Here is a 25,921-nt window from a genome sequence, read left to right as displayed (position 1 = left end):
CATAAATTTTGTTTCCGTTTTTCTATCAATCAAAAAGCGAACATGAAACATTATCTCTACGCCTTCCTATTTCTTTATTTTCTCGTCTTCCCACGATCTGCATGCGCGCAACAAGTTGGCGTGGTATTGCAATTAGACGGTAGTATTCTTTTTCAGGTAGATCACATCATTCTTAATCCCAAAGGAAAAATCGCTTATTTGGAACTCATAAAAGATATACCTATTACCGTAGGTTTAAACCATGAGCCGGTACTTTTGCTTGAGGAAAAATGCAGCTATCTTAAGCTACAGGAAAGCTTACCGAAAAGCCTTCACAATAATTTTGAATTGAACGCAAATAGTGAAATCTCTTATTTTAACGGCTATACGATCAATTATAACTTTAAAGATCAAATAGATAAAATTGGTACTGCTCCTGTGGAGTATAATTTTAAAAACAAGATCGATAAGATAGGCACTTATGAAATTTCCTATAATCTTAAAGGCAAAATCGATCGGGTAGGAAACTTAAAAATCGAATATAATTTACGAAACCAAATAGATAAAATCGGCAACCAAAACATTTCCTATAATTTCCGAAATCAAATAGATAAAATTGGGGAAACCGCTATTGAATATGATTTACACTACCGTGTTGAAAAAATTGGAAAATTGCGTATCGATTACAATCTAAGTAATAGGATAGAGCAGATTGGTGATTTAAGTATTGCTTATGATGCCCGGGGAAGAATTTATCAAATAGGTCACCAAAAATTCTTAAAGTAGTATTTAGCATCTCCCTGAAAATCCCAAACCTGATTTTTAAAAATAAAAATCTAGAACCCCGGGGAAATAACCCCTCAATGAGGGATTAAAATCACGCCAATTTGGGAATAACCGGCAACACCTGGACGCTCTAAAAGTGCTGGGATAAACCACTCAAATCCTGGAATTCGAATGGCTTTTATTGTTTTTGGGATACCGAAAATTAAAATGTAATAAGCCCTGGGGCATTTTTAATAAACACATCCAAAACCCCATCAGCTATTTTTATTTTTCCATCGAATCTTGTGGCTCCGGGAATACTTTTAATTTCGGTTGCTCTTTCTGCGAATTCTGCGGCCTTTTCAAAAAGATTTTTAGCTTTTGTATTACTATTCATTGCTACCTGTAGTCCTTCTGCAGTTAGCAATAACGATTCTCCCCACAATTCCATGGCCTCTAGCCAGGGCTTAGTTTCTTCTATAAAAACAGGATCTACCGCCGAGCGGATAATTGCCGGGGCATTTTTAAATTCCTCTGCATAAGTTTTCAATTCGGTAATCACTTTTTTCCTGGAAGCGGTATCGCCAAAGGCAATTTCTTTTTTTACTTTATCAAGTAAAGCTTTTAACCGGGGGGCCTGTTCCTGCCAGGGCTGGCTACCAAAAGTAGGCGCTAAATGTTGGGTATCAAAGAACTTTATTAATGCCTGGGTTGCTTTTTTATCTCCATTCGCCAGATTTCTGGCTGCCATATACCAGATCAAATCTGGGTCGTAAGCCCTATCATTCCATGCAAAAGAGGCTACGCCAGTAACCGCAATCCTACTCGGCATTTCCTGATTCATAGGATTCGATAAAATTCCTGATAGTTCCTTAGATAATCCGGCCTCCCGATAACGATAAGGCGCCATTAATAACCTTCCTTTTGTTTGCCCGTAATCGTTTACCGGATAATTATCCCACAACAAGGTTTTTCTACCAAATGCCTTAGCAGCCTTACCAGCATCGTTATTGGAAATGGAGGGAGGCACCACATCGGTTCCCGTCCATTGCACAACAATCTTAGGATCTAAATTTTCAATTAACGCATTTTTATAGTCACTTTCTTTGGCATCATAATATTCTGTAGGCACCATGATTAACGGACTCATATTAGGATCCAGTTCGTCTAAAATCGCCTGTAATTTATTAAGAAGTTCAGATTGCGCAATTCCCGCGGCCTTTTTTCCTGATTCACCATAATGAGCTTCATCTTTATCACAATTCCATTGGGTATATTCAATATCATCAAGGGCTACATAAAAATTCTTAACTCCAATGGTATATAATTCTTCAAACTTTCGCTTTAAAGCGTCAAGATCTGCGGGATCAGAGAAGCAAATTGTGGGGCCCGGAGAGATTGCATAAACAAAATTCACATGATTATTTTTGGCAACTTCAACCAGTGCAGACAATTCCTTTAGGGTCTCTTTTGGATAGTCTTCTCGCCATTCTGCCCTGGCATAAGGATCATCTTTTGGGCTGTAGACATAAGTATTTGCTTTTACACTGCCTAGAAATTTTAAATGTGCCTGCCTGCTTTCCATCGACCAGGGTTTCCCATAAAAACCTTCGATAGTTCCTCGAATTGGCATTGCCGGATAATCCTGAATGACAAAATTTGAAACCGACTCCTGTTTGGTGAGCTGAATAAAGGTTTGTGCAGCATAGAACAGGCCATCGTTATCCTTCCCGGCTAAAGTAATAAGTTCTCCATCCCCTGTGGAAATTCCGGAAACGGCATAGGCTTCTTTTTTATCTGGCACTACCGCATTACTTCTTTCTAAAGCCTGCTGAATTAATTTCGAATCTTTTAAGCCAAATACGATATAGGTATGATTTAATTCCTTAGGAATTTCCTGTACTGATTTTACAGACTGAACTCCTGATTTTTTTAAAGCAGCTTTAAGCAATTCTTCAATTTCCAAACTTACATTCTTTGAGGGGGCTACCAAAGTGACTGAAGGAGTAATTACAAAGGCTCCCCGGGTTACTTGAAGGGATACCGGTTCCGGAAAAATAAGCGGTTTATAGAATGGTTTTGATTGATGGTGCTGAGCGAAACAGCAATTAAAGCTTACAATAATCCAGATCAAGCTGTTTAACAGGCTGCGCATGTGTTTTGGAAATTAGTGGTTATTAAAATAACTTTTTATACTGCTGGATTCTTTAGAAATCTTAAAAAACAGTAGCGCTAACAAGGTATTTAATTTAAGCATCATTACAAACCTTTCATTTCTTACCATTACAAAAAATCTTATATAAATAAATTTACTCAAGAATCCTATACCACGGGTTATTACCCCGCTATGGTAGGCATAGGGAAGCTCGTAACATTATGATTATAAAATTAGAAAGATCTAATCATTGTATAGAACATAGATTTCAACTACTTTTACATAATAGTGATCATAGCGTATTAGTATTTTTCCATTTATAAAGATGAGCAATAAAAAACCAGAACAATTAGAAGATTATTTAGCGCCACATTACATACATCGAAGCAACTGGCTTAGGGCTGCTGTACTTGGAGCAAACGATGGTATTTTATCTACCGCAAGTATTGCCATAGGAATTACGGCTGCCAGTGCTACCCGCGAACCAATTATCCTGGCAACACTTGCGGGACTTGTTGCAGGAGCACTGTCTATGGCCGCCGGTGAATATGTTTCTGTAAGTTCACAAACAGATATTGAAAATGCCGATATAGAGCGTGAAAAAAGAGAACTGATAGAAACTCCCAACCTGGAATTAGAAATGCTAACAGCGATTTATATTAAAAGAGGATTAAAGAAAGCTACCGCGCTCCAGGTGGCTAAAGAATTAACCGAATATGATGCTCTTGGAACACATGTTCGAGATGAACTGGGCATCACCGAAGTAAGCAAAGCTAACCCACTACAAGCGGCCTTGGCATCGGGAGCTGCTTTTACAGTTGGCGGTCTTCTTCCTTTTTTGGTGGTTCTTTTTCTGCCTTTAAAAAACATGGAATATTCACTGTATGGTTTCTCGATTATTTTCCTGATTATTTTGGGCAGTGTCTCGGCTAAAACAGGAGGCTCTAAGATCACAAAAGCTATTGCCCGTATTACCTTATGGGGCACTATTGCCATGGGCATTACGGCGCTTATAGGACATTTATTTAACATCAATATTGCTTAAAATTGAATGCCCTTTTAAGGTAAGTTTCAGTGTTCAGAAAAAATTCTAATTACTATAAAAATACCAGCCATTCCGCTCTTTACGATTTTTAAAATGATCGCTAAGATATGCAGGACGGCCAAAACCGATGTTATGATCCCAAGACTGATCCTTAAAAAACTATATTTATAATACCATAACGAATTATGCATCCTTTGAACCAAAATTAGATTTCTATGAAAAATTACTATTACATACTACTCTTCTTATCCACATTTTATGCCTGTAAAAAAAATCCTGATCAGAAAACGGATGAAGATGAACTAAAACCTGTTGTTATGGTAGATGAATTATTATCTAATCAAGACAAATGGTGGACCTATCAATATAATCGTATTTCGCTTTCATCAGATTTCGAACCGATAGATACAAGCTTTAACGTTATTCCTAAAGGAAAATTCTTATGGGAACTTACGTCTGGAAACTTTGTTCCTATAGAAATGGAAAGCGATAGCTTAAAAACTTATAAATTGTATGCTATCCCGACGCAGTCAAAAAATGAAATAAGTCAAATTATAAAAAATCTAGCTAAATCAGAGTTTCAGTTCTATTTAATGGCAGGCAAACCTTTTCCCGAATTCAAGGCAAAGGATATGGAAGGTGATGTAATCGACCAAAATAATTTGATTGGAAAAACAACTGTACTTAAAACTTGGTTTATTAATTGTAAAGCATGTATAAAAGAAATGCCAGAATTAAATAAACTGGTTGATCGCTATGAAAATGAAAATATTCAATTTATAAGCCTGGCTTTAGATGAAAAAAAGGATTTAGAAAAGTTTCTGGAAAAAACAGAGTTTAATTATGCGGTTTTACCAGAGCAAAAAGATCTAATCCAGGAAGCATTAAAACTGAATGCTTACCCAACACATATCGTCGTAAATAAATCTGGGAAAATCGTAAAAGTCCTTAGTAAAGGATCAGACTTGATTGCATACGTAAAGGAATTTATGAAAAACCCGGATAAAGAACTTGAAGTAAATTCTATACCTCCACCACCTCCTCCTCTTCCTTAAGCAAATTCTAAAGAAATAAAGCTATTTGATAAAGACTTGCCTAATATTGGCAAGCCTTATTAATTAACGTCAAAACTCTGGAAAATGTATTGATGAAGGATACGGTTAACTCCGAACTCTCATTATAGAAAACAAGCCATAACATCAACATTGCTTAAAATTGAATGCCTTTTTAAGGTAAGCTTCAGTGTTCAGAAAAAATTCTAATTACTATAAAAATACCAGCCATTCCGCTCTTTACGATTTTTAAAGTGATCGCTAAGATACGCAGGTACAAACTTAAGATCTTTCTTTTTCACCATAAACAGCACCTTATTATCATTAAAGTTCCTTACACGCTGTTGATCTTCAGTTTTATTGAGGTCGTAGTAATTAACAGGAACGACATCCTCAAACTGAATTTCCCTTAAAGATTGAAAACGTCGATCATGGATCGTCAGCACCTTTTTGTTACTATATAACTCTGCCGAAGGAATGAGATGATCATAGATCACCAAAATACGCTGTGAAGGATATGATTTCGAAATCCATCCAAAAAGCTCTCGATAAGAATTTAGCTTTGAAGGCATTGCTAAGCTGAAACAAACGAATAAGGCCATTAAAGTAGGAACAAACCATAAATTAAGGACTCCAAAAGACCATTTTTTACCTTTAAACCTGCAACAAAGAAATCCCAGTAGAAATACGCTTAATAGAGCTGCCGGGATAAATAGTGCTGAAAATAAAAAAAACAGCACCCCACCCCCTATTAAAATATACAATTCCCAGGTCATGGTATGGATTAAAAGTTGCAATTGTTTGGGATGAGTATTCAGCTTATAAGCAATAAAAGATGCGAAAAACAAGGATGAAGGTAAAATATACAAGATCAGTTTAGAAGAAAATAATGAGAATATAAAGATGATTAGTACAGCGCCAGCTATAAAAACCTTAGCTAAGGCATTGCGGGTTCCCCGGTTTTTAAATACTCCAAATATTAATGGAACCGAATAAGGAAAAATAAGCAGGGGCGCTAAAATAAGATAATACCAAAACGGCTCGGCTCTATGAAAAACTTCTGCATTAAATATTCTGTCCTTTAATTGATAGCCAATAAAATACTCCCATAATTTAGGGACAGTACCCACCATATAGGCAAACCAACTCACCGAAATGAAAACACATAAGATCAGCGCCATCCAGTGATGTATGGTCCACTTCCATTTCGGTTTTAGAAATGATTGAAATAAAACTATAAAAATACCAAAAGGAAGAAAGACCACGGGGCCTTTAGTAAGAACACCCAATCCCAACATAATGGCTAGCAAATAAAGGCTGCTATAGTTTTTCTTTTGATAATAACAGATATAAAAATATACCGCTGCCATAAAAAAAGTATTTAAATAAGCATCGGTAGTTAGGTTAAGAACAGAAATAAGAACGATTGGAAATCCTGCATAAATAATCATCGCCAGCCTACTCTGTTTAGCATTCCCGAAAAGTAAAAAATTGATCCTATACACCAATAAAAGCTGTATAGCGTAGGCTACCACTAAAAAGAAACGAGCGCCAAATTCATTAACTCCAAAAATCGAATATCCCAAGGCCGTTATGATATAGGTTAAAGGAGGTTTATGAAAATGGTAAATTCCTAAAAGATAGGGATGCAGGTAATCGCCAGAAGAAAACATCTCGTAACCAATTGCCGCATACCTCGCTTCACTACTCTCCATAAACCCCGGTATCCCTATAGCCAGTAATAAGCCAACTATTAAAATAAAAAGATAACCAATACTCTTTCTACCCATGTATAAGTATTTGGTCCAAAACTAAACCCGAAATCTAAAGCTTTGCTTAAAATTGAATTAAGATACTATTAGCCATTGAATTATACTGCTTTTTTAAAGTTACTTTGTTATCAATAAACGTAAAATATGCATTTTTTTATAACGGGAGCAGCTGGATTTATTGGTTCTAACCTAAGCTTGGCACTTCTACAATTAGGACATCAAGTTACAGGCATCGATAATCTGAATGATTTTTATGATGTGAATTTGAAAAAGAAAAACCTGGCTGATTTACAAAAGAAATATATCGACTTCTATAAGGTAGATTTGTGTGAAAAAAGTGAGCTGGAACAATTACCGGTTCACAATATCGATTTTGTGATTCATCTGGCAGCACAGCCGGGACTGGACCCTCATACAAGTTTTAATTCTTACCTGCAGAACAATACTATAGCTACCCATAATTTATTAGAATATTGTAAAAATTTCCACGCTAAACATTTAAAACTTTTTATTAATATTAGTACTTCTTCTGTCTACGGATTAACCGCACAAGGCGATGAACAACAGGTTCCACAACCCGTTTCCTATTACGGCGTCACCAAACTTGCGGCAGAGCAGCTCGCATTATCCTACTTTAGAAACGAGATGCTTCCCGTATGTTCGCTTCGTTTATTTTCAGTATATGGTCCCAGAGAACGGAATGATAAAATGTTCCCTAAATTAATTGCCGCTGCTTTACTACAAACTTCTTTCCATCTATATTCCGGCAGTCTCGAACATATACGCAGTTTCACCTATGTTGAAGATATTGTTGAGGGAATAAAAAAGCTTATCGAAAATTACGAAAATTGCTATGGAGAAATCATCAACCTGGGAAGTAACGAAACCTATACAGTAAAAGAATGTATTCATCTGGTTGAAAACTTAACACATTCATCCATTCATTTAAAGCAGTTACCGGCAAGAAATGGAGACCAGAAAAGCACAAAAGCTCAAATAGAAAAAGCCGGGAGATTAATCGGTTTCAAACCTACTACTACTCTACAATCTGGAGTTAAACAGCAAATACAATTTTTTAAAGAAACATTGATTTGTGAGTAATATCAAAGTCAACAACCTCAGCAAGGCAGGTCTAAAAGCTAATTAGTAGCCAATAATTATTTTTATGGGGCATCCCGATACCCAATAGGTCTCCCGCGTCCTTTTTTGATCGCTTCCGTAATTTATCTCCTGTATACTTCAAACAGTACTTATAATTATAAATTAACTATTCCCATTCTTCACCTATATAGTGATAAAATCAAAGTATGGAGCTATAAAAACTTAGGGAACCGAGATCTGAATTCCTTAACCTTATCATTTAAGCGAATTAGAATATTTTTTAGACCAGACAGATAACATTTTAGCAGGGGTTTAAAATTTATAAAGAAATAATATTCCTATATTTAATAGTGCTTTTAAGTGCAGGTACAATTACAAACAGCCCCAAAATTTTATTAAATACTATTTATAATCCATTGCCTATGCGGAAGGAGACCGACTATGCAGTAATGTGGATTAGTGATGGAATTTTTTATTTAACGTTTAAACCTGTTCCTGATCTTAATCTCAAAATAGCAAAGATGATTGTAGCCAATAGGCTATTATATCAACATGAAAAAGTATATCCTATGATATGGGATTTACGCAAGATACATCACATTAGTGATGATGCCATGGCCTTTTTTGCTAGTGAAGGTACTGCAATGCTTAAGGTTTTAGCCATAGTAGTACATACCCCTTACGAGCATTATCTGGGAGAAATTTTCATACAATTCCATCATCCGCAAATACCTACAAAACTTTGTTTCACTAAATATGAAGCCTTAAGTTTTATTGTAGATGACCGGTAACCTATAAAAAGCATCAATACCTAAAGCCTTTAAGTTATGTCTAAACGATTATTTTCCGATCCCCGATACCATCTACTTGTAGAGGCCTTACTTAAAGCATCCAAAGGTATATTTTCTTATCGAATACCTATTTCGGACAGCAAGGATGAGATTGATACCCTTGCATTAATTTTCAACAATGCGAGTTTGCAATTGGCCAGGATGTTTAGGGAGCTGCAGATCACCTCTCCAAAATTTCTACAACCCAAAATTTTTATCTTAATTGATAAAAATCATGCTATTAACAGCTATTTTGATAGCGCAGGACTTATTATCAAAAATGCTGATCCAGCCCTTAGCCTACTACAACTTTTAAGTGATCGCTCTAAGAAAAAGTATAAACGTAGGTTTACACTTTTTTTAAACTCCAAGGATCAGGAATTCGACATAGGAGTGATTGATTTTGTAAGTCCGGAAGGACTACTGATCCCTCTTAAGGCGCGTCTCTATTGTCCTGGAAGGTACACCAGGCTAGGTTTGTTTTTATTGATTGGGTATGATCCTGAAGACGTTATTTACATGACCAAAACAAAAGCCAGATCATCCCCATCCCCACTTGCCCTTAAGGTTATTAACAGTGATTCAAAAAATATATACGATTATCAATTATCCGAGAAGTTGCATCGTATTCTTATGGAAGGCCTGCATGATGGTATCCCTTCATTAGGAGATATTGCCTTTAAAGCTGCCGCAAGCGTTAGCAGGATAAAGCGTGTTTTTAAAGAACGATTTCATCAATCCATATTACAATATGATATGGAAAAGCGACTGGAAGGTAGCCTAACAATACTGGAAGGCGGAGCAATGAGCATTAAACAGGTTAGTCATCATTTTGGATTTAAAACACCCGCGCATTTCACCCAACGGTTTAAGCGGCATTTTGGGGTTACCCCTTCCCAGTACCGTAAAAATTATTTTTCCAAAATATCAGAGCGCAACCTTGGGTAGAAAAAAGTCCTTCCCGGCCTGTACATAGCATTTTAAGCCGATGAGGACATTCTACTGGCATTTTACAACAGGATAATTAGTGACATTTACGCTTAAATGATAAAAGACAAATTAAACTAGAATAAAATGAAAACCACATCAAATCATAGGATGCAGGCATCCCATTTTAGAAGCATTAATTATTCCCGAGTTTTAGAGGCTATTCTTTTGTATTATTTTATTCTGTTACTGAGCTATGCGGCACTAAGCAAAATTACCGAAGGGAATAGTATATATATCAGCCTTATCAATGCCCCGTTATATTTGAGTACTAAACTCGCAGCTGTTGGACAATGGTTTATTCCCATAACAGAACTTGTACTGGCGATAAGTATCAGTTTTAAAAGCACCCGACGTATCGGTTATCTAGGTATTGCTTTATTATTTATCCTTCTAAGTGTTTATACCGGTTGGATTATCTGGTTTTTACCCAACAAGCCCTGTAGTTGTGGCGGGCTGATTTCTTTACTGAGTTGGAAGCAACATGTAGTATTTAACCTGGTTAATCTTATACTAAGTTTAGTAGCCTGGTATCTTACCAAGCGAGAGGTTACGGCGAATCCCAAAACAATATAATTACAGCAAACATCCCCTATAAAGAATTTCACGCGTGATTGCAGCGAGAAGGTCTATCTGTTTAAACTAGGACTGTTTTATAAATTCAAAACGTAAATGTTATGAAAACCAATTTTTTAATCCCGGCACTGGCCTTTGTTAGTGCTATCGGAATGTCGTTTACGACAGCAACTCAACAAGATCCTATGAATGATTATATTCAAAGAAATGGACAGTGGGAACAGATTCAGGAAGTAACTTGCGAAAATGGATCAGAACAATGTCAGGTTATACTTGATGGTGAAGGTCCTTTTACAGTTTATGATGAAGAAAATAATTTAAATTCCGCCAAACCAGGATCTGGAACACCAATTATTTTACCTTAAAATGGAAAAATAATTTAGTAAAAGGCACACAATTTTTAATTGTGTGCCTTAGTTTTACATAGAAAATTCATACGTATTTTCTTCTCCGAAAAAATCCCTAGTTATTTTCTTTACCTTTTCAAATGTCAATCCTTCTACATAAGATAACAATTCGCCTTCTTCCAGAAAATCTTTGATTTTATTATTTCCATCACTGTAATTATGATATAACATTTCCATGTTCTTGGGTTTATTAGAATTTTCGATTATTTTCATTTTTAACCGTTTCAACGCCGAATCATAATTCCATTGTGATATTATACCTTTACTGAAATTTGTAAAAATTTTCCTGGTCTCTCGCTTTACCTGATCAATCTCACGTTGTTTACAATCCATAGTTGCCATTACTACATACCGATGGAGATCTTTGTCATATCGCCCATGGGCCGAAAGGTGATAAAGTGCAAGTTTTTTTTCTAATCTTAGATTTAATATTTCATCAATTAATAATTCCCCTAATAACATAGTTATCGAATTCTTTTTCCAAGAATATTCTTGGGGTTCACTGATGCTTTGCATTATAAAAAACTCATTTTCGCGGCCTGAGTATTTTTCGAAGATTGTGTTCTTAGTTAAAGAAACCTTAGTCTTAGAATAACTATTATCATTTTGGATTTCTAAAATTTCTTTTGAATTCGGTAAATTCCCTAGATATTTGCTACTTAAATCTAAAACTGACTTTTCATCGAAATCCCCCGTGAAAATATAGGTGAAGTCACTACTTCGTGAAAAAAGCTGTTTGAATATCGAAATGCTTCGTAAAAAATCAACTTCCTGTGAACGCTCTAAATAATCCCTCCCTGAATGAAATGCAATTGGATGAGGACTCAATGATAATTTTACTTTATTCATAAAATCGATTCCTTCGACACTATAAGTTGGATTTATAAAGCTCTTTTCGACACTAACCTGCCAATCTTTAAATGCTTCCTCATCAATCCTCGGCTTTGTTACGAATAAAAATAAATACTGGAATAGTTCTTCAATATATTTAGTTTCCACTCTTGCTTTTATTCCAGACTCGTGAGGATCTACATAAGCATAAAAATTAAAAGTTTTCCATTGCGATGCATAATCATTCAGTTGAAACTTATCAAAGTCGCCAAAGCCTGAATGTTGCACTATGGAGGGAGCATAACTGGCATTATAGAAATCTGATCTTTTAAAATTAAGACTTCCCGTATCACTAAAAGCCCGAAGGCTTACCACTCCTTGTTTGCTAGAATCGTTTACCAATATAATTTCCAGACCATTATTAAACTTATAGTGAGCATTGCATAATGAATCAGGAATTAAGCTATACTCTTTCTTTTCTAAAGAAGATACCTTAGCATCTGAAATTAGTCTGGAAGGTCGCTTTATTAGTTTAGTTGGAACAATTTTATTTTCATTTAATGTATTCTCAATTACAGTCAGCATGCCATTTTTATCTATTGGTCTCATAGTTTCTTTTGGCAACTGAATACTAATATCAAACGTTTTTTTTCCGAAACCATTATCAATTTTGGTATTGAATTCGGACAAAGTCAAATGATTTAACCAGTCCAAAGTCATTTTCTCTTTATCTCTCAATAATGGCACTCCATCGGTGATATGATTCGTGATTTCTGAAGACCAATAATTCAAAGGATCGATTTGCTTAAAATGAAACTGTTTGGATATACGATCTTTTAGTTCTTCGAAATACTCCTTACTAACTCCGAATGTTCTCAATATATTGATTTTTTGAAATACTTTGGTCAGGCTACTTTCAATTTCACTTGAATCGGTCATAATTTTCATTCTAAATAAAGCTGGTGTAATTCTATATTTAACAAAACTCTGTATAGATACGTCAAACTTTGGGTTATAAACTTGTTGCAATTCCTTTAGCCTATCTTCCAAAACTTCAATCATCATCTCCCATAAGATTTTATGCTGATGCATTTCTAGAGCGTCGAAAGAATGATCTTTCAACATTCCTAGATCCTTATAAAAAAGGTTTATGTCAATTTGATCTTCTCTAATATCCAAAGGATGTTCTCTCTCTTGAACTTTGAATTGAAAAGGTCTCACTCGATATATAGAATCATAGTTGAACTTCCTTCCAACTTCTCCGGTGGGCTTTAACGCGCCAAAAACATCTTGAATTTTTTGCTTCAACAAAAGCGGATCTTGCACATATCCCACAATTTTTAATGCTGCATTTTGAGGTTGATAATATTCTTTATAGAATCTTTTAACTGAGTTTAAGCTAAGTGAATCGACTTTCTCATTAAAATGGCTATAAGATTCTAACCAGGGAAATAAGGAACAAAGTAAATCATTTCTATTATGGGCTACGTTTGAATATTTCATTGCATGTTCCTGCTGAATCGCACTTTTCTCTAAATTCATATTTTCCCTGGTAATATTTAAGTTTTGAAGGATGTCCGCAAAAAACTGAAAGCCAAGATCTATACTTTCGATATAATTGGGGTTAGGATTAAACGTATACTTTGTAGTCTTATAGGTAGTAAATGCGAAGACATCTCTACCGATTCCCTGCATTCCATATTGCTTCACCAAACTATCTGCTTCATTTATTCCAAAGGGAAAATTCTTTGTACTTCTAAACATCATATGTTCCAATAAATGAGGCACTTCAAATTGATCATCATCCCGAAAATTAAAACCAGCCTTTACAAAAAGATCCATTTTCAAGGCTTTTTCCTGCGGCAATATTTTTATATAGTACTCGAATCCATTTTCGAGCTTTCCACAAATTAATGTATCTATTAAATTATTTGAAGATTGTCCTGAACTATCATTGATCCCATAGCAAAAAATAAAGATGAAGAGATAGCGTCTGAAAAATGATAATGTCTTACCGATATTGCTTATGCGTAACTTAGTAACCATCATTCTGTGTTAGATTAGTATTCATTATGCGCTCTTCATCTGGAATAGGATAATACACATCTGTATTTTGCCATCCCGGTTTCTTAACCGATAGCCTATCTTCAGCCAAGCCTGTACGTTTTAAATCAAACCATCGATGTCCCCATTCCATAAAAAATTCTTTTCGTCGTTCCTCCAGGATCAAATTTCTAAGACTTTCAGAGTTCCAATTTTGGTTCAAATTCAAGCTTTCCAATCCCGCCCGTGTTCTAATACTATTGATATCTTGCAGAGCGCTATCAATTTTATTTTGCATGGCTCTAGCTTCGGATCGTATAAGATATTGTTCAGCTAACCGTAAAACCATCGAATATTCCGTTAGATTATTGGTGCTATTCCGATCTTTATATTTATGAGCGAAATAAACTGATTCTATATCACTGTAACCCACCCAATGTACCAGACGTTGATCTACAACTTGAAAAGTATTCACCAAATCCTGAGTCAATTTCAAATTGTATAAAGCTGTTGTCTCCGGCTCAATAACATATAAGGCGCCTTCATTAGTTTCAGTACTTATTCCTCCCTTTCCAAGGGGTGATATTTGCCAGATAGCTTCTTTACTATTTTGTAAAAACACCAAATCCAGATCTTCCAATAATTGATAGGTATTTTGCTGATGTATTACCTGACTACTAAAATATTCAGCCTGCTCCCAGTTTTCCAGATATAGATATAGTCTGGCCATAAGGGAAAAAGCCACAAATTTATTGACGACTGTTCGTTCGGAATCAGGATAATTCTCCATAAGTAATGTTGAAGAAACTTCGAGATCCTCTAGAATCTGATCATATACATCTTCTAGAGGAACGCGTGGGGCTGTTGCATTATAACGATAATCGGTACTTAAAAGCAGCGGAACGTCTCCATAAAGATTTACTAAATTAAAATAGGTAAAGGCTCGTATAAATCTTGCCTGTCCTTCCAGGGAGTTTTTAAAGCCCTCTTCTAATAGAGAACCTTCTAAGCCTTCTAATAAGGCATTGGTCATATAGATCATATTATAAGCACTGGACCATAAGGAAAGGTTTCTGGCATTCCCGGGTAAAATTTCATTTTCGAGAAATTCCAGATAAGTAGGATTATTATCCCGAATTAATTGAAGGTTATCAGCAGATAATGCGGTGAGATTGGTGACACTATTTTCAAAACCCCGACTAAAATCCAATCGGTACAATTGGTTATATATTCCCTGCATGGCGCTTTGTGCCGTAGTCTCATCAACGAAAACACTTGTTTTTACAATTCGATTATTAGGTGCATCCACCGCAACAAAATCTTCACAGGATACTAACAAACTGCAGAAAATAATAGTGAGGTATTTTATCTTATTAATGATTTTCATAGCTATTAAAAATTAAGTTGAACTCCTGCAGTTACTGTTCGCAGGCTACCATAAGCAGTTCCCGATTGTGGAATTTCAGGATCAAGACCCCTATATGGGGTCATGGTAAATAGGTTTTGTCCATTAACAAATACATGAGCCTGTCTCACACCAATAAACTCCAATATTTCGTGAGGAATTTGATAATTTATTGAAAGTGTCTTCAGCCTCAGAAAAGAGGCATCGGTATAAAAAAATGATGAAGTTTGCGCATAAGTATATCCTATTAAGGCGCCAATTGATCGCGAAGGTTGTTGATATGGGCTATCAGCATTCAAAGTTTCTAAGGCTTCTATTCGCTGATTTCCGATACGTCCCGCATCCATTAAAAAAAGTGTCCCTTCCTGCTTTACAAACTGCCACAAAAAGTCTAAAGAAAAATTTTGATAGGAAATCGAATTGTTTATTCCGCCATAATATTCCCTTACCAGTGACCTGGTTTCTATACGGTCGTTATAATCGTAACGTCCATCCTCATTGATATCTGCAATAGTATAATATCCCGTATCGGGGTCGATACCATCATATTTATAAAGCCATCGAATACGTAAAGGTTTTCCTATCTGATAGGTATTCTTATAGCTGGAATTTTCGAGATCGGGAAAAGCGATGAGCTTATTTTCAGGAAAACTAATATTAAACGAAGTTTGCCAATTGAAGTTTTTGGATGCTATATTACGAGTATTCCATTCTATTTCCCATCCCCTGTTCTCTACGGTAGCGGGCAGATTAGCCTGTACAGATGTAAATCCTGTCATCGCAGGTAGTGAAAGCCCCACTAATTGATTGGACGAACGATTTCGATACCAACTAATGGCCATATTGATTCGATCTTTTATAAAGCCAAGTTCTAGCGCCAATTCCAACTTTTTATTGGTTTCCCAGGAGTAATCAGGATTAAAAAGTTGGGTAGGATATAAGCCCGAAGGTCCCCTGGTCACTTCATAAGCATCCAGATAGCCATAATCTCCTATCTGATCATTCCCCGTGGTACCGTAGCTTCCTCTAAACTTCCCAAAGCTCCACCAGGAGATTTCATTTTTGATCAATTGCTCTTCAGAAAAAATCCATGCCGCCCCAATGGCACCAAAATTAGCAAAGCGCTTTCTGGGGCCAAAGCGTGATGAGCCGTCCCGTCTTCCGGTTAAGTTCAGGTAATATTTCTCCTTCCAGTTATAGCCAAGGCGTCCAAAAACAGCATTGTACTTATATTCTGTATCCATATAAGCATTGCCCCTAATCGATTCCGCTGCGGCCAGGTTTCCTATCAGCGCATCAGAAACATAGCCTACACCTGTAAACTGCGCTGAATGCGCTATATTTTCCTGAAATGTCGTTCCTAATAGCGCATTTAAAGTTCCGCCTAAGACATTGCTTTCATATACTAATTGGGGCTCAAGGATCCAGGACGATCGATTAACATTCGTATGTGTTGATTGATGTACTCTATTATAATTAGGATTATAAGAATAAGACGGCATTTTTTGAATTTCCCGACTTTGCAAACTGGTATATCCCATACTGGTTTTAAAATTTAAGCCTTTAAACAGTTGATAGGAGACACTAAGATTTGCCATAAAATTATTCACACGACTTGTAGTTTTATTAAAATAACCAACTAGTGGATTATTTTGTCCAACGGCTATCCAGTCTTCCCAATGAAGACTCCCATCCGGGTTTAATACCGAAGGAGCATTGGGCGGAATAGTAAATGGAAAGGATAAAAGGCTGGTCGCTCCTACCAGGTCATTACGATCAACCCCATAATTTATGGAAAGATTTAATTGAAGTTTATCGTCTGTACTTCTATGGTTTAGATTTAAATTCCCGGTTATTTTTTCGTATTTAAAATCGGTAGGATAAATGGTTCCCTGGTTGAGATAGGTACCGCCAAGACGAAAACCCGTTTGGTTATTTCCTCCGGAATATTGCAGACTGGCATTGATAACCGGGGCAGTACCTCCTAAAAAGTATTCCTGCCAGTTGGTATACCTGTTTTGATCCCATACCAAAAGGTCGTACCCATTTCTTTGGGTAGGTACTACGGCGTCATTTTCGAAAGCAGCCTTTCGCAGTCTTAGATATTGCTGGGTATTGAGCATCTCTATTCTATTAGGAAGTTTTGACGCACCGGTATAAAAACGAGCTTCCAGCTGCCCTTTAGCATTCGTTCCTTTTTTAGTGGTCACAAGGACTACCCCATTGGCGCCCCGGGACCCGTAAATAGCGCTAGCATCGGCATCTTTGAGTATTTCTATACTTTCGATATTCGATAATCCAATGGTATTTAAGGGATCTGCCCCTCCCCCATATTGTCCTATAAGAGAAACGCCATCTATAGGAGCGGCATTAATGGGGATGCCATCAACAACATACAGGGGAAGATTCCCCTCTTCCCGGAGGCTATTGGTTCCCCGGATCTGAATGCTTGAAGATGCTCCCGGGATTCCGATAGTGGGTGTAATTTCTACCCCAGCCATTCTACCCTGAAGCGCTTGTAGGGGATTGACCAGTGGTTGATTTTCAATTTCTGCAGCACTTACTTTTACAATATTCCCGGTACGCTCCCGGCGTGTTGTATTATAATACCCGGCATTGATGACGACCTCCTCCAACGCATCAATAGTGGCCTGAAGGCTGATATCACCAGAAAAGGTTTCAGTTACCTGAACTTTAAATGCTTTAAATCCAATATAAGAGTACACCAGAGTATCTCCTACCCGGGCAGCAATGGTATATTCACCATCCAGATTGGTGATGGTACCGCTAGATGATCCCGAAACAATGACATTGACCCCGGGAATAGGAACACCTTCCTGATCTTTTACGATTCCGGTGATTTGTTGTTGAACAAAAAGATGAGGTTTATAGGTAAAATGATAATAAAAAGGACTGGCATTCATCTTCCCGAAGAAGAAAAATGAACATAAAAGGGGTATTAGCACTGCAATATTGCAGCACTTGTAATTATTTTTCATAATTTCGCGGTGGTTTTGTTTGTCTTTAATAAGTTAACAAGCCATAAGCCTTCCCCTCCTGCTGTCAAACCCGAGGGGTAGGCATTTAGCTACTAATTCAAATGTGTGGTTTTGTTTCTTCTTATAGCTATTGGTTTTAAGGGTTATATTAATAGTTAAGGGTTTACAGCTATAAATAATTCAAAATTTAATATTCAAGATTCAAGATTGAACTGATTACTCGTTCTTGATTATCACCTCCCACTTTTCACTCTTCACTCTTCACTTTTAACTTTTAAACCTCGATAGTTTCGACCCTGCCTTGCCGGCAGGCAGGTGTAGCATAGCGGAATGGAGAAATCTCCTCTTTCAGCTCCAAATAATTCAAAATTTAATATTCAAGATTTAAACTGATTACTGGTTCTTGATATCACCTCCCACTTTTCACTCTTCACTCTTCATTCACTCTTCACTTTTAACTTTTAAACTTCGAAAGTTTTGATTGTAGCATAGCGGAATGGAGAAATCTCCTCTTTCAACTCCAAATAATTCAAAATTTAAGATTCAAGATTTAAACTGATTACTCGTTCTTGATTATCACCTCTCACTTTTCACTTTTCACTTTCATTGGTCATTTCGACCCTGCCTTGCCGGCAGGCAGGTGTAGCGCAGCGGAATGGAGAAATCTCCTCTTTCAGCTCCAAATAATTCAAAATTTAATATTCAAGATTCAAGATCTGAACTGATTACTGGTTCTTGATTATCACCTCCCACTCTTCACTCTTCACTCTTCACTTTTCACTTTTAACCTTTAAACTTTCCAACTCAATTTTAAAAACCGGCCCAGCTTGCCTGTATCAGCAAATTTTGGATTTGCACAACTAAGGAAAACCCTGTATTTTTAGCATTGCGAGTACTAGAGAATACGATGGTTACCCATGTGCTAGGCCTATGTGATTTGCACAGGCGCCAGGCCGGTGATACCGGGCAAAAGGCAGGGCATTTTGACACCGGCTACGCCAAAGTTACTCTGGAGCGCATTTTATGTTTTTTGAAATAGGTTGTAGGGATTGGGGTTGTGGTTTGCTGTTATGAAAAGAGAAAAAACACTTGTATGGCACTAAGCCGTAAAAGTGTTTAGTAAGATATGTATTTCTCGTTTTCATAATTTTAATTGTTATGTAAACGATGTGTACTCGGAAAAACAAAGGTGAGACTGTTTTGTATAACCAATAAGCGAGTCTCAATGCTTTGCAAGTGGTACCGCTAAGAACCTCCAAGTTGAACACTTGGTTCCCCAAAGACTTACATGAGACCCGCCCTATTGGTTTATATCGCGAAGATACAAAATCCAATAGACTGCGAGCTCATGATCAACTCATAGGGAAAATTAGCGGTTTTCTTGTATGAGTGACATCGTTAGTGATGTACATTCTATTCCATCACTTAATTGTCGCATATCATTAATGACACAAATATAAAAGTTTGTTGTAAAACGACCAACTTTTTAAGTTAAAAAATTAGATGAGTATTATAAATAGATTAGATCAAGTATTTAAGGAAAATAAAATTACTAATAGAGTTATTGCTCAGTATATTAAGAGATCTGAAGGAACTGTTTCAAAATGGCGAAATAATAGAAGACAACCTTCTATGAACGAACTCAACAAAATTGCGGAATTATTGAGAATAGATGTTCGAAATCTTTTAAATAAAAGTGATTGGTCAGAAAGCAAAGCTCCTACTTATCTGGAGTTTAAAGAGAGTCTGAAGAAATAATATTATTTTGAATATCTCAAGTTCCTGAATAAAACCTAATGTTTTATATGGGTCAAAACAGTACTTTAGCCCATTACTGATCACTCCGAACTTTAAGTGGCTAAAGTACCGAAGGGATTTAATAAAATCCTGATCATTAACAAAAAAATGAATACAAAGGTTTAAAAATCTTATACTAAATAATTATCTTTATTTTTAGATTTTCTATCTAATTATAGAATTATCAATTAGCCAACTTTTATTTTAAATGGCGGATGTACATGATACAAAGACTCGTAGTTATAATATGAGTCGAATTAAAAACAAGAATACGAAACCTGAAATCCTGGTAAGAAAATATTTATTCGCGAAAGGATTTCACTATAAACTACATGATAAAAGTCTATCTGGAAAACCGGATCTTGTCTTTCCGAAGTATAAAAAAGTAGTTATGATAAACGGATGCTACTGGCACGGGCATGAAAACTGCAAATACTTTGTTACTCCAAAAACCAGAACAGACTGGTGGTTAAATTAAATCGGAAAGAATAAAAAAAGATGAAAAAAACATTTGGAAATTAAAAGAAAACGGATGGGAAGCTGTTGTCATCTGGGAATGTGAATTAAAGCCGAAAAAACGTACTAAAACTTTAGAAGGATTAGTAAAAGATTTAAAAAATTAATGAGTACAATCAGATACATAGATTTATTTGCAGGGGCCGGCGGATTATCCGAAGGGTTTTATAAACAAGGATTTAAACCTGTTGCTCACGTAGAATACGATAAAGCAGCATGTTTCACATTGAAAACAAGGATTGCATATTATTATTTAAAGGCATCCGACAAAGAGGAGACCTATTATTCTTATCTGAGCGGTAAACTACCTCGGAAAGAACTTTATAATGCAATTCCGAAAGAACTGCTGGATACAGTAATTAATGCTGAAATAGGAAAAAACAATCCTGAAATATTCAATCAAATAGACTCTATACTTGGTACAGAAAAAGCAGATATTATTATAGGCGGCCCACCATGCCAGGCATATTCTGTTGTAGGAAGAGCACCACTGAAGCATAAAAAAGATGATAAGCGCACTAAACTTTACATTCATTATGGTAGATTTTTGAAAAGATATCAGCCGAAAATATTTGTATTCGAAAATGTACCAGGACTTCTTACTTCTGCAGATGGGCAGTATTTCAAAAATTTAAAAAAATATTATAAACGACTAGGCTACGAACTGGACGCCAAACTTCTGAATGCTTATGATTATGGTGTTGTACAGAACAGGAAAAGAGTTATCATCATCGGCTGGCAAAAAAATTTGGAACTCTCTTATCCTGACATACAGCCCGAAAAAATAAAATTTTTCCGAGATAAAATTTTTGAAGATCTACCTAAAGTCAAACCCGGTGAGACAAATCGTGTTCAGGATTATATTAAAATGGCTAATAACTATCTCAAACAAAACGCAATTCGAAATGGACATGATTTTGTAACTCAGCATATCACACGTCCTCATAATTCGAAGGATATAGAAATTTATAAACTGGCAATAAATGAACTTGAAAACGGAACAAGACTGAAAAACAACCTTATTCCAGAAAAACTCAGAACTCAAAAGAATATTAAAGACTTTCTTGACAGATTTAAAGTGGTAGATAAGGAACCTCATACAATGATAGCTCATATTGCGAAGGACGGGCATCATTTTATCCACCCTGATAAAAATCAATTAAGATCAATATCTGTAAGGGAAGCAGCAAGAATCCAGTCGTTTCCGGATAATTATTATTTTGAAGGAATCAAAGAAAATCAACCCCGAACTGCAGCATTTCGACAAATTGGGAATGCAGTTCCCCCATTAATGGCAGAGAAAATAGCTATTGCTATAAAAAACCTACTATAATGACTAACAAACCGAAAATAAAAAGGCATTCATTTGAGCCTGGAGCAATGTCCATAATTCAAATGGGTGAAGAATTAATTGGTCATCCCAGTACAGCGATAAACGAATTAGTGAAAAATGGATATGATGCTGATGCTTTAGGAGCAAAAATATATTTTCATTATTCCAAAAATCCAGAAGCTGCTTTTGCCGTAATATATGATAACGGAAATGGTATGGACAATACTACCCTTTTTGGTGATTGGCTAAAGCCTTCCGTAAGTTCGAAAAGAAGGGTAAATGCAAAAAGTGATATTTATAATAGAAATTTATTAGGAAGCAAAGGTATCGGTCGGTTAGCCGCAATGGCTTTAGGAGAAAATGTCACCGTTGTAACTCGGAAAAAATTAGAAGATAATTATAACTGGATTACAGTAAGTAGAGAAGCTTTTAGAAAAGACAAACTTCTTTCAGATATTGATTTTCCAGGTGATCAGGTTTCAGATTTCATCAAATTATTCAATTCTCCTGAAATTATGGAAGAAAGAATGGAGGTGAATATGCAGAAGCAATTGAATTTGAATGAAAATTCTGAAAATGTCCTGAAAGAATATATAGAAGAAAGAATACAGAAAAACACCGATGGATTAATCAATTTCTTAAATTTTACAAGTTTAAGTTCTTTTGCAAAGGGTACCCTAATTATAATTGAATCCCTAGACTCATCTGTTCTTAAGATCCTAAGTGAAGATTTCAGTCAGATTGAAATGCCAGATGAGACCATAGAACCGTATAAGAACACAAAGTTCTATAAAAGTCTAGCTACGCTCATAACTCCTCTCAATTTCAACACAGAAATACAGAAAGAATTATTTGAAAAAGGCCTAATTTCTAAAGAAAAAGCCATATCCGGTACGAAAAATAATTTTTTAATAGAATTTTCTACTAATCTATTACCTGGCCAAAAAGAAAGAATTGAATGGCTCCCAGTAGAACCAATTCCTATCCAGTCCGTATATGACTACCGTGTTTATGGAAAAGTTGCAAATAAAGGAAACGTAAGCGGTTATATCTCCTTTAAAAGGCTTGATACAGATATATATGAGAATAAATTTGAATTAAGCCAGAAAGAAGTTGAAGAAGAGAAAGACTTGCAAGAAAATTTATTTCAGAATGACGAAAACGATGCCGGAGAATATTATTTCGACATTCGTGTTTATGATATAGGTGAAAGGGATAATCGTGAAAAGTTGGCTAAAAGAGCAAAACTAAAAAGCGGAGGAGAATTCAGACGTTATTTTAAAAATTTTCAAGGTTTGAGGATTTCTAAAAATGGATTTGGTGTCAAACCTTACGGTGAGGAGGTTGAAGATTGGATAGAGTTATCTAAGAGCCGAGTTCAGAATCCGGGACAAAATGTAAATACAAATCAGATTTTAGGATATGTATTTTTTTATTCTCCAGAGAATGATGCATTAGAAGAAAAAACAAACAGAGAAGGATTTCTTGAGAATAAAGCTTTTCAGGATGTGCAAGATACATTAAAGGCTATTTTTCGCGAGTTTGGAAAGAAAAGATATAATTATCGGCAACTTCATGGTTTAGGTAGGACTCCTACAAGCAAACATAAAAGACCTGATTTCGAAGAATATCTAAGTCATTTAAATGAATTAAAAGCCAGTCATCAGCTTCTTAAGTATTCTGAAAAATTTATGAAGGAAGTGTCTACTTCCATGGATAATATAGAGGAATCTTTATCCTTTTCCGAAAGGTTGGCATCTCTAGGCAGCGGCATAGAACTGGTGTATCATGAGATGGCGCAGCCAATATCTGGACTTCGTGCAGCAAAATCTTCTCTGGACTTAAAAAGAGAATTAATTGAATTTGATGCAAGGGATCAGTTTATATATGATATTAATTCTTTACATAGGGCTACAGATATTTTAGTTGAATTGCGAAAATCTCTACAACCAGCAATAGGTCGAACAAGAGCGAAAAAATTTAATCCATATCAAACTTTTTTGAAAGTCTGTAATCTTTACAAATCAGACTTAGAAGAATTTAATATAACGGTAATTGCTGATGACAGGTTAAAAGAATTCTTTATCAAAGATCTTGAATATGCTTTCTGGATATCATTCTTGAATATTGTGAATAATGCAGTTTATTGGTTAAAGAAAACGGAAAAAGAAGGAGAAATCAGATTTTTTATAGAAAACGATCATTTTGTAATTAGTAATTCTGGACCAGTTATAAATGAAGAACTGATAGACCACATTTTTGAATATGGAGTTACAACCCGATCCGAAAATAATGCGACAGGCCTAGGGCTTGCATTTTCCCGAAGTATTTTAAGCAAAAACGATTGGGATATTGCTGCTGAAAATAGAAAAAATGGTCCAGCATTCATTATTAAAAAAAATAAAAAATGAACGACGGCATAATCCTACATCTGGAAAACGATCAAAATTTACTTAAAGAGTATAAATCTTTATATGCCCAGCTAGATATTAATTTAGAATATGTGACATGTACAAACGCAGAAGAATTAAGGAAAAAAATTAATGAAAGAAAAGCAGAGGTAAAAGCTTTAATATTTGATCTAGTTGGAGATAAGGCATCTGCTGAAGAACTAGAAGGTCACCCAGAATTTTTAAAATATATAAAAGAAAATTTTGCTGAATTCAATTTGCCTATATTTATTTATAGTGGTCATTTAGATATTATAGATGAGGAATTCACAGATAGTGGTACGGTTCATAAGATTCCGAAAGATGAAAGTATACAAATAATTTATGATAAAATTAAATTACTATTAGATTCAGGATTCATTGATGTATTTTGCCCAGGAGGTATTCTAGAAACTGAAATTCATCGTGATTTACATAGAGCATTTACAATGCAGTTTCTTAAAAATACAGAAATAGAAGCTATTATAAATAATATTAAAGGTGAAAATGACAAATTAGAAGATTCAGCTGAGAGAATTAAAAAAATTTTCAAAAGGATTTCTATAAGGAGTTTATTATCAGAATTATTATTACCTGAGCTTGATGATGAAGGAAAACTCAAAGAAGAGACTGTTAATTCTGTTGAACATTATATTAGAAGAATTGGCCATATTCCAGTATGGACTGGTGATATTTTCAAGAAAAAAGATTCTGATGATTTTCTTTTTATTTTAACCCCAAGATGTAATGTTATTAGAGCTGATTCAATTTTGGTTTGCCCATTCATTTGGAAAGAGATTATTAAAAAAAAGGATAAAATTTCTAAAATGCTTCAGGGTGATCCTCATGTATCCGGATATGACAGACACCTACCCCCTTCACCAATTTTTGAGGGCGGTAAATTAGCCCTATCAAAATATAAGATGCTGCCAAAACAAACCCTTTTAGAGAGTTACTCTCTATATATATCCTTGAGCGATGAATTAACCAATGAGATAATCGGGAAATTTGGAGCACATTTCTTTAGAACTGGAATTACACCATGGGATTCAAGGGAAAGTACTGATATAATCAATGAAAAAAAATAAAAATTGGACTCAGAAAGAACATATATTAGCATTCAATTTATATTGCAAAATACCTTTTACAAAAATAAATGCAAATTATGCTCCGGTAAAAAATCTAGCTAAAATTATTGGTCGGAGTAATGGCTCTGTTGCTATGAAACTGGCTAATTTTGCAAGACTTGATCCTGAATTGCAGTCCAGAAACATATCAGGTTTAAGTAGGGGTGCAAAAGGAGAAGAAGAAGTATGGAAAGAATTTAATGGTAACTGGGAAGAATTATCCTGGCAGAGTGAACAAATATTAGCACAATACAAAGGCGAGTCCATCGAGGAATCAACTGGAATAAGTACAGAGAATATATCGGCCGAAGGGAAGGAGAGAGATGCCTTGGTTAAAGTCAGGGTTAATCAGTCGTTTTTCAGGAAGGCTATTCTTGCCTCTTATAATCACTCTTGCTGTATAACAGGCATATCAATTCCAGAACTGCTTGTCGCAAGTCATATTATACCTTGGTCTACAGATCATAAAAACAGAGTAAACCCTTCAAACGGCTTATGTTTGAATTTATTGCATGACAAAGCTTTTGACAAAGGGTTAATTACAATCACCCCAGACTACAAAATAAAGCTTTCCGGAATTTTTCACGAAAAAAAATTTAAAGATGACAATAACTTTTTTTTACCATTCGGTGGAAATCGAATAAAGTTACCTACTAAATTTCTACCAGACAAAGCTTTTCTAATTTGGCATAATGAGAATATTTTTATTGGCTAGTTTTCTGAATTTTTATCGGAATATTTATAAAAAGTGAATGAATCTTTCTTTTCAGAA

General features: G+C 35.5%; 19 protein-coding genes. 14 read left to right on the top strand and 5 right to left on the bottom strand.

The features are described from left to right. The first annotated feature begins 42 nt into the window (after positions 1-42). A complete protein-coding gene (locus tag AC13DP_RS10365) occupies positions 43-765 on the top strand; it encodes a hypothetical protein (protein ID WP_347405645.1) in 723 nt (240 codons plus the stop codon). 202 nt (positions 766-967) lie between these two features. On the opposite strand, the gene AC13DP_RS10360 is transcribed toward AC13DP_RS10365, so the two are convergent. After that, positions 968-2,899 (bottom strand): glycoside hydrolase family 84 protein, encoded by a 1,932-nt coding sequence (locus AC13DP_RS10360; RefSeq protein WP_347405644.1) that lies wholly within the window; start codon positions 2,897-2,899, stop codon positions 968-970. A 325-nt stretch (positions 2,900-3,224) separates the two neighbouring features. On the opposite strand from AC13DP_RS10360, the gene AC13DP_RS10355 reads away from it, so the two are divergent. Both AC13DP_RS10355 and AC13DP_RS10350 read left to right on the top strand, forming a co-directional pair. Beyond that, complete coding sequence (locus AC13DP_RS10355) at positions 3,225-3,944, top strand: VIT1/CCC1 transporter family protein (RefSeq protein WP_347405643.1); 720 nt, start codon at positions 3,225-3,227, stop codon at positions 3,942-3,944. 215 nt (positions 3,945-4,159) lie between these two features. After that, positions 4,160-4,999, top strand: coding sequence for a TlpA family protein disulfide reductase (locus AC13DP_RS10350; RefSeq protein ID WP_347405642.1), 840 nt, complete (start codon positions 4,160-4,162; stop codon positions 4,997-4,999). A 203-nt stretch (positions 5,000-5,202) separates the two neighbouring features. Here AC13DP_RS10350 and AC13DP_RS10345 read toward each other — a convergent pair whose 3' ends face one another. Beyond that, on the bottom strand, positions 5,203-6,786 hold the full coding sequence (locus AC13DP_RS10345) for an ArnT family glycosyltransferase (RefSeq protein ID WP_347405641.1): 1,584 nt from the start codon (positions 6,784-6,786) through the stop codon (positions 5,203-5,205). A 126-nt stretch (positions 6,787-6,912) separates the two neighbouring features. Here AC13DP_RS10345 and AC13DP_RS10340 point away from each other — a divergent pair, with 126 nt between their 5' ends. From AC13DP_RS10340 to AC13DP_RS10320, 5 genes are all read left to right on the top strand, one after another. After that, a complete protein-coding gene (locus tag AC13DP_RS10340; RefSeq protein ID WP_347405640.1) occupies positions 6,913-7,869 on the top strand; it encodes an NAD-dependent epimerase/dehydratase family protein in 957 nt (318 codons plus the stop codon). A gap of 422 nt (positions 7,870-8,291) precedes the next feature. Then, entirely contained in the window at positions 8,292-8,660 is a 369-nt protein-coding gene (locus AC13DP_RS10335; protein WP_483067748.1) for a DUF7793 family protein, read from the top strand. 36 nt (positions 8,661-8,696) lie between these two features. Continuing rightward, positions 8,697-9,647, top strand: a complete 951-nt coding sequence (locus AC13DP_RS10330) for a helix-turn-helix domain-containing protein (protein WP_483067747.1) — start codon at positions 8,697-8,699, stop codon at positions 9,645-9,647. 126 nt (positions 9,648-9,773) lie between these two features. Continuing rightward, a complete protein-coding gene (locus tag AC13DP_RS10325) occupies positions 9,774-10,262 on the top strand; it encodes a MauE/DoxX family redox-associated membrane protein (protein ID WP_483067746.1) in 489 nt (162 codons plus the stop codon). A 101-nt stretch (positions 10,263-10,363) separates the two neighbouring features. Next, positions 10,364-10,627, top strand: a complete 264-nt coding sequence (locus tag AC13DP_RS10320) for a DUF6520 family protein (RefSeq protein ID WP_347405637.1) — start codon at positions 10,364-10,366, stop codon at positions 10,625-10,627. Between the two features lie 54 nt (positions 10,628-10,681). Here AC13DP_RS10320 and AC13DP_RS10315 read toward each other — a convergent pair whose 3' ends face one another. The 3 genes from AC13DP_RS10315 to AC13DP_RS10305 are packed head-to-tail and all read right to left on the bottom strand — an operon-like array spanning position 10,682 to position 17,947. After that, a complete protein-coding gene (locus tag AC13DP_RS10315) occupies positions 10,682-13,549 on the bottom strand; it encodes a M16 family metallopeptidase (protein WP_347405636.1) in 2,868 nt (955 codons plus the stop codon). Then, positions 13,536-14,930 (bottom strand): RagB/SusD family nutrient uptake outer membrane protein, encoded by a 1,395-nt coding sequence (locus tag AC13DP_RS10310; protein WP_347405635.1) that lies wholly within the window; start codon positions 14,928-14,930, stop codon positions 13,536-13,538. The genes AC13DP_RS10315 and AC13DP_RS10310 overlap by 14 nt, the downstream gene beginning before the upstream one ends. A gap of 5 nt (positions 14,931-14,935) precedes the next feature. Then, the gene (locus AC13DP_RS10305) at positions 14,936-17,947 is read right to left on the bottom strand and encodes a SusC/RagA family TonB-linked outer membrane protein (RefSeq protein WP_347405634.1); all 3,012 of its coding nucleotides are present in this window, start codon (positions 17,945-17,947) and stop codon (positions 14,936-14,938) included. Positions 17,948-19,450: 1,503 nt separating this feature from the next. Here AC13DP_RS10305 and AC13DP_RS10300 point away from each other — a divergent pair. The 6 genes from AC13DP_RS10300 to AC13DP_RS10275 all read left to right on the top strand — a co-directional run bounded on the left by AC13DP_RS10300 (position 19,451) and on the right by AC13DP_RS10275 (position 25,864). Next, entirely contained in the window at positions 19,451-19,705 is a 255-nt protein-coding gene (locus AC13DP_RS10300) for a helix-turn-helix domain-containing protein (protein ID WP_483067745.1), read from the top strand. Between the two features lie 247 nt (positions 19,706-19,952). Continuing rightward, positions 19,953-20,222 (top strand): very short patch repair endonuclease, encoded by a 270-nt coding sequence (locus AC13DP_RS10295; RefSeq protein WP_483067744.1) that lies wholly within the window; start codon positions 19,953-19,955, stop codon positions 20,220-20,222. 144 nt (positions 20,223-20,366) lie between these two features. After that, positions 20,367-21,593 (top strand): DNA cytosine methyltransferase, encoded by a 1,227-nt coding sequence (locus AC13DP_RS10290; RefSeq protein ID WP_483067743.1) that lies wholly within the window; start codon positions 20,367-20,369, stop codon positions 21,591-21,593. Further along, positions 21,593-24,004, top strand: coding sequence for an ATP-binding protein (locus tag AC13DP_RS10285; protein ID WP_483067742.1), 2,412 nt, complete (start codon positions 21,593-21,595; stop codon positions 24,002-24,004). The genes AC13DP_RS10290 and AC13DP_RS10285 overlap by 1 nt, the downstream gene beginning before the upstream one ends. Then, positions 24,001-25,110, top strand: a complete 1,110-nt coding sequence (locus tag AC13DP_RS10280; RefSeq protein ID WP_483067741.1) for a hypothetical protein — start codon at positions 24,001-24,003, stop codon at positions 25,108-25,110. The genes AC13DP_RS10285 and AC13DP_RS10280 overlap by 4 nt, the downstream gene beginning before the upstream one ends. After that, a complete protein-coding gene (locus tag AC13DP_RS10275; protein WP_483067740.1) occupies positions 25,097-25,864 on the top strand; it encodes an HNH endonuclease in 768 nt (255 codons plus the stop codon). The genes AC13DP_RS10280 and AC13DP_RS10275 overlap by 14 nt, the downstream gene beginning before the upstream one ends. The last annotated feature ends 57 nt before the right edge of the window (positions 25,865-25,921 follow it).

It is taken from the genome of Zunongwangia sp. L-65, from assembly GCF_056859415.1.
The sequence above is the reverse complement of the archived record's forward strand: the minus strand, read 5'-3'. Positions and strand labels throughout refer to the sequence as shown.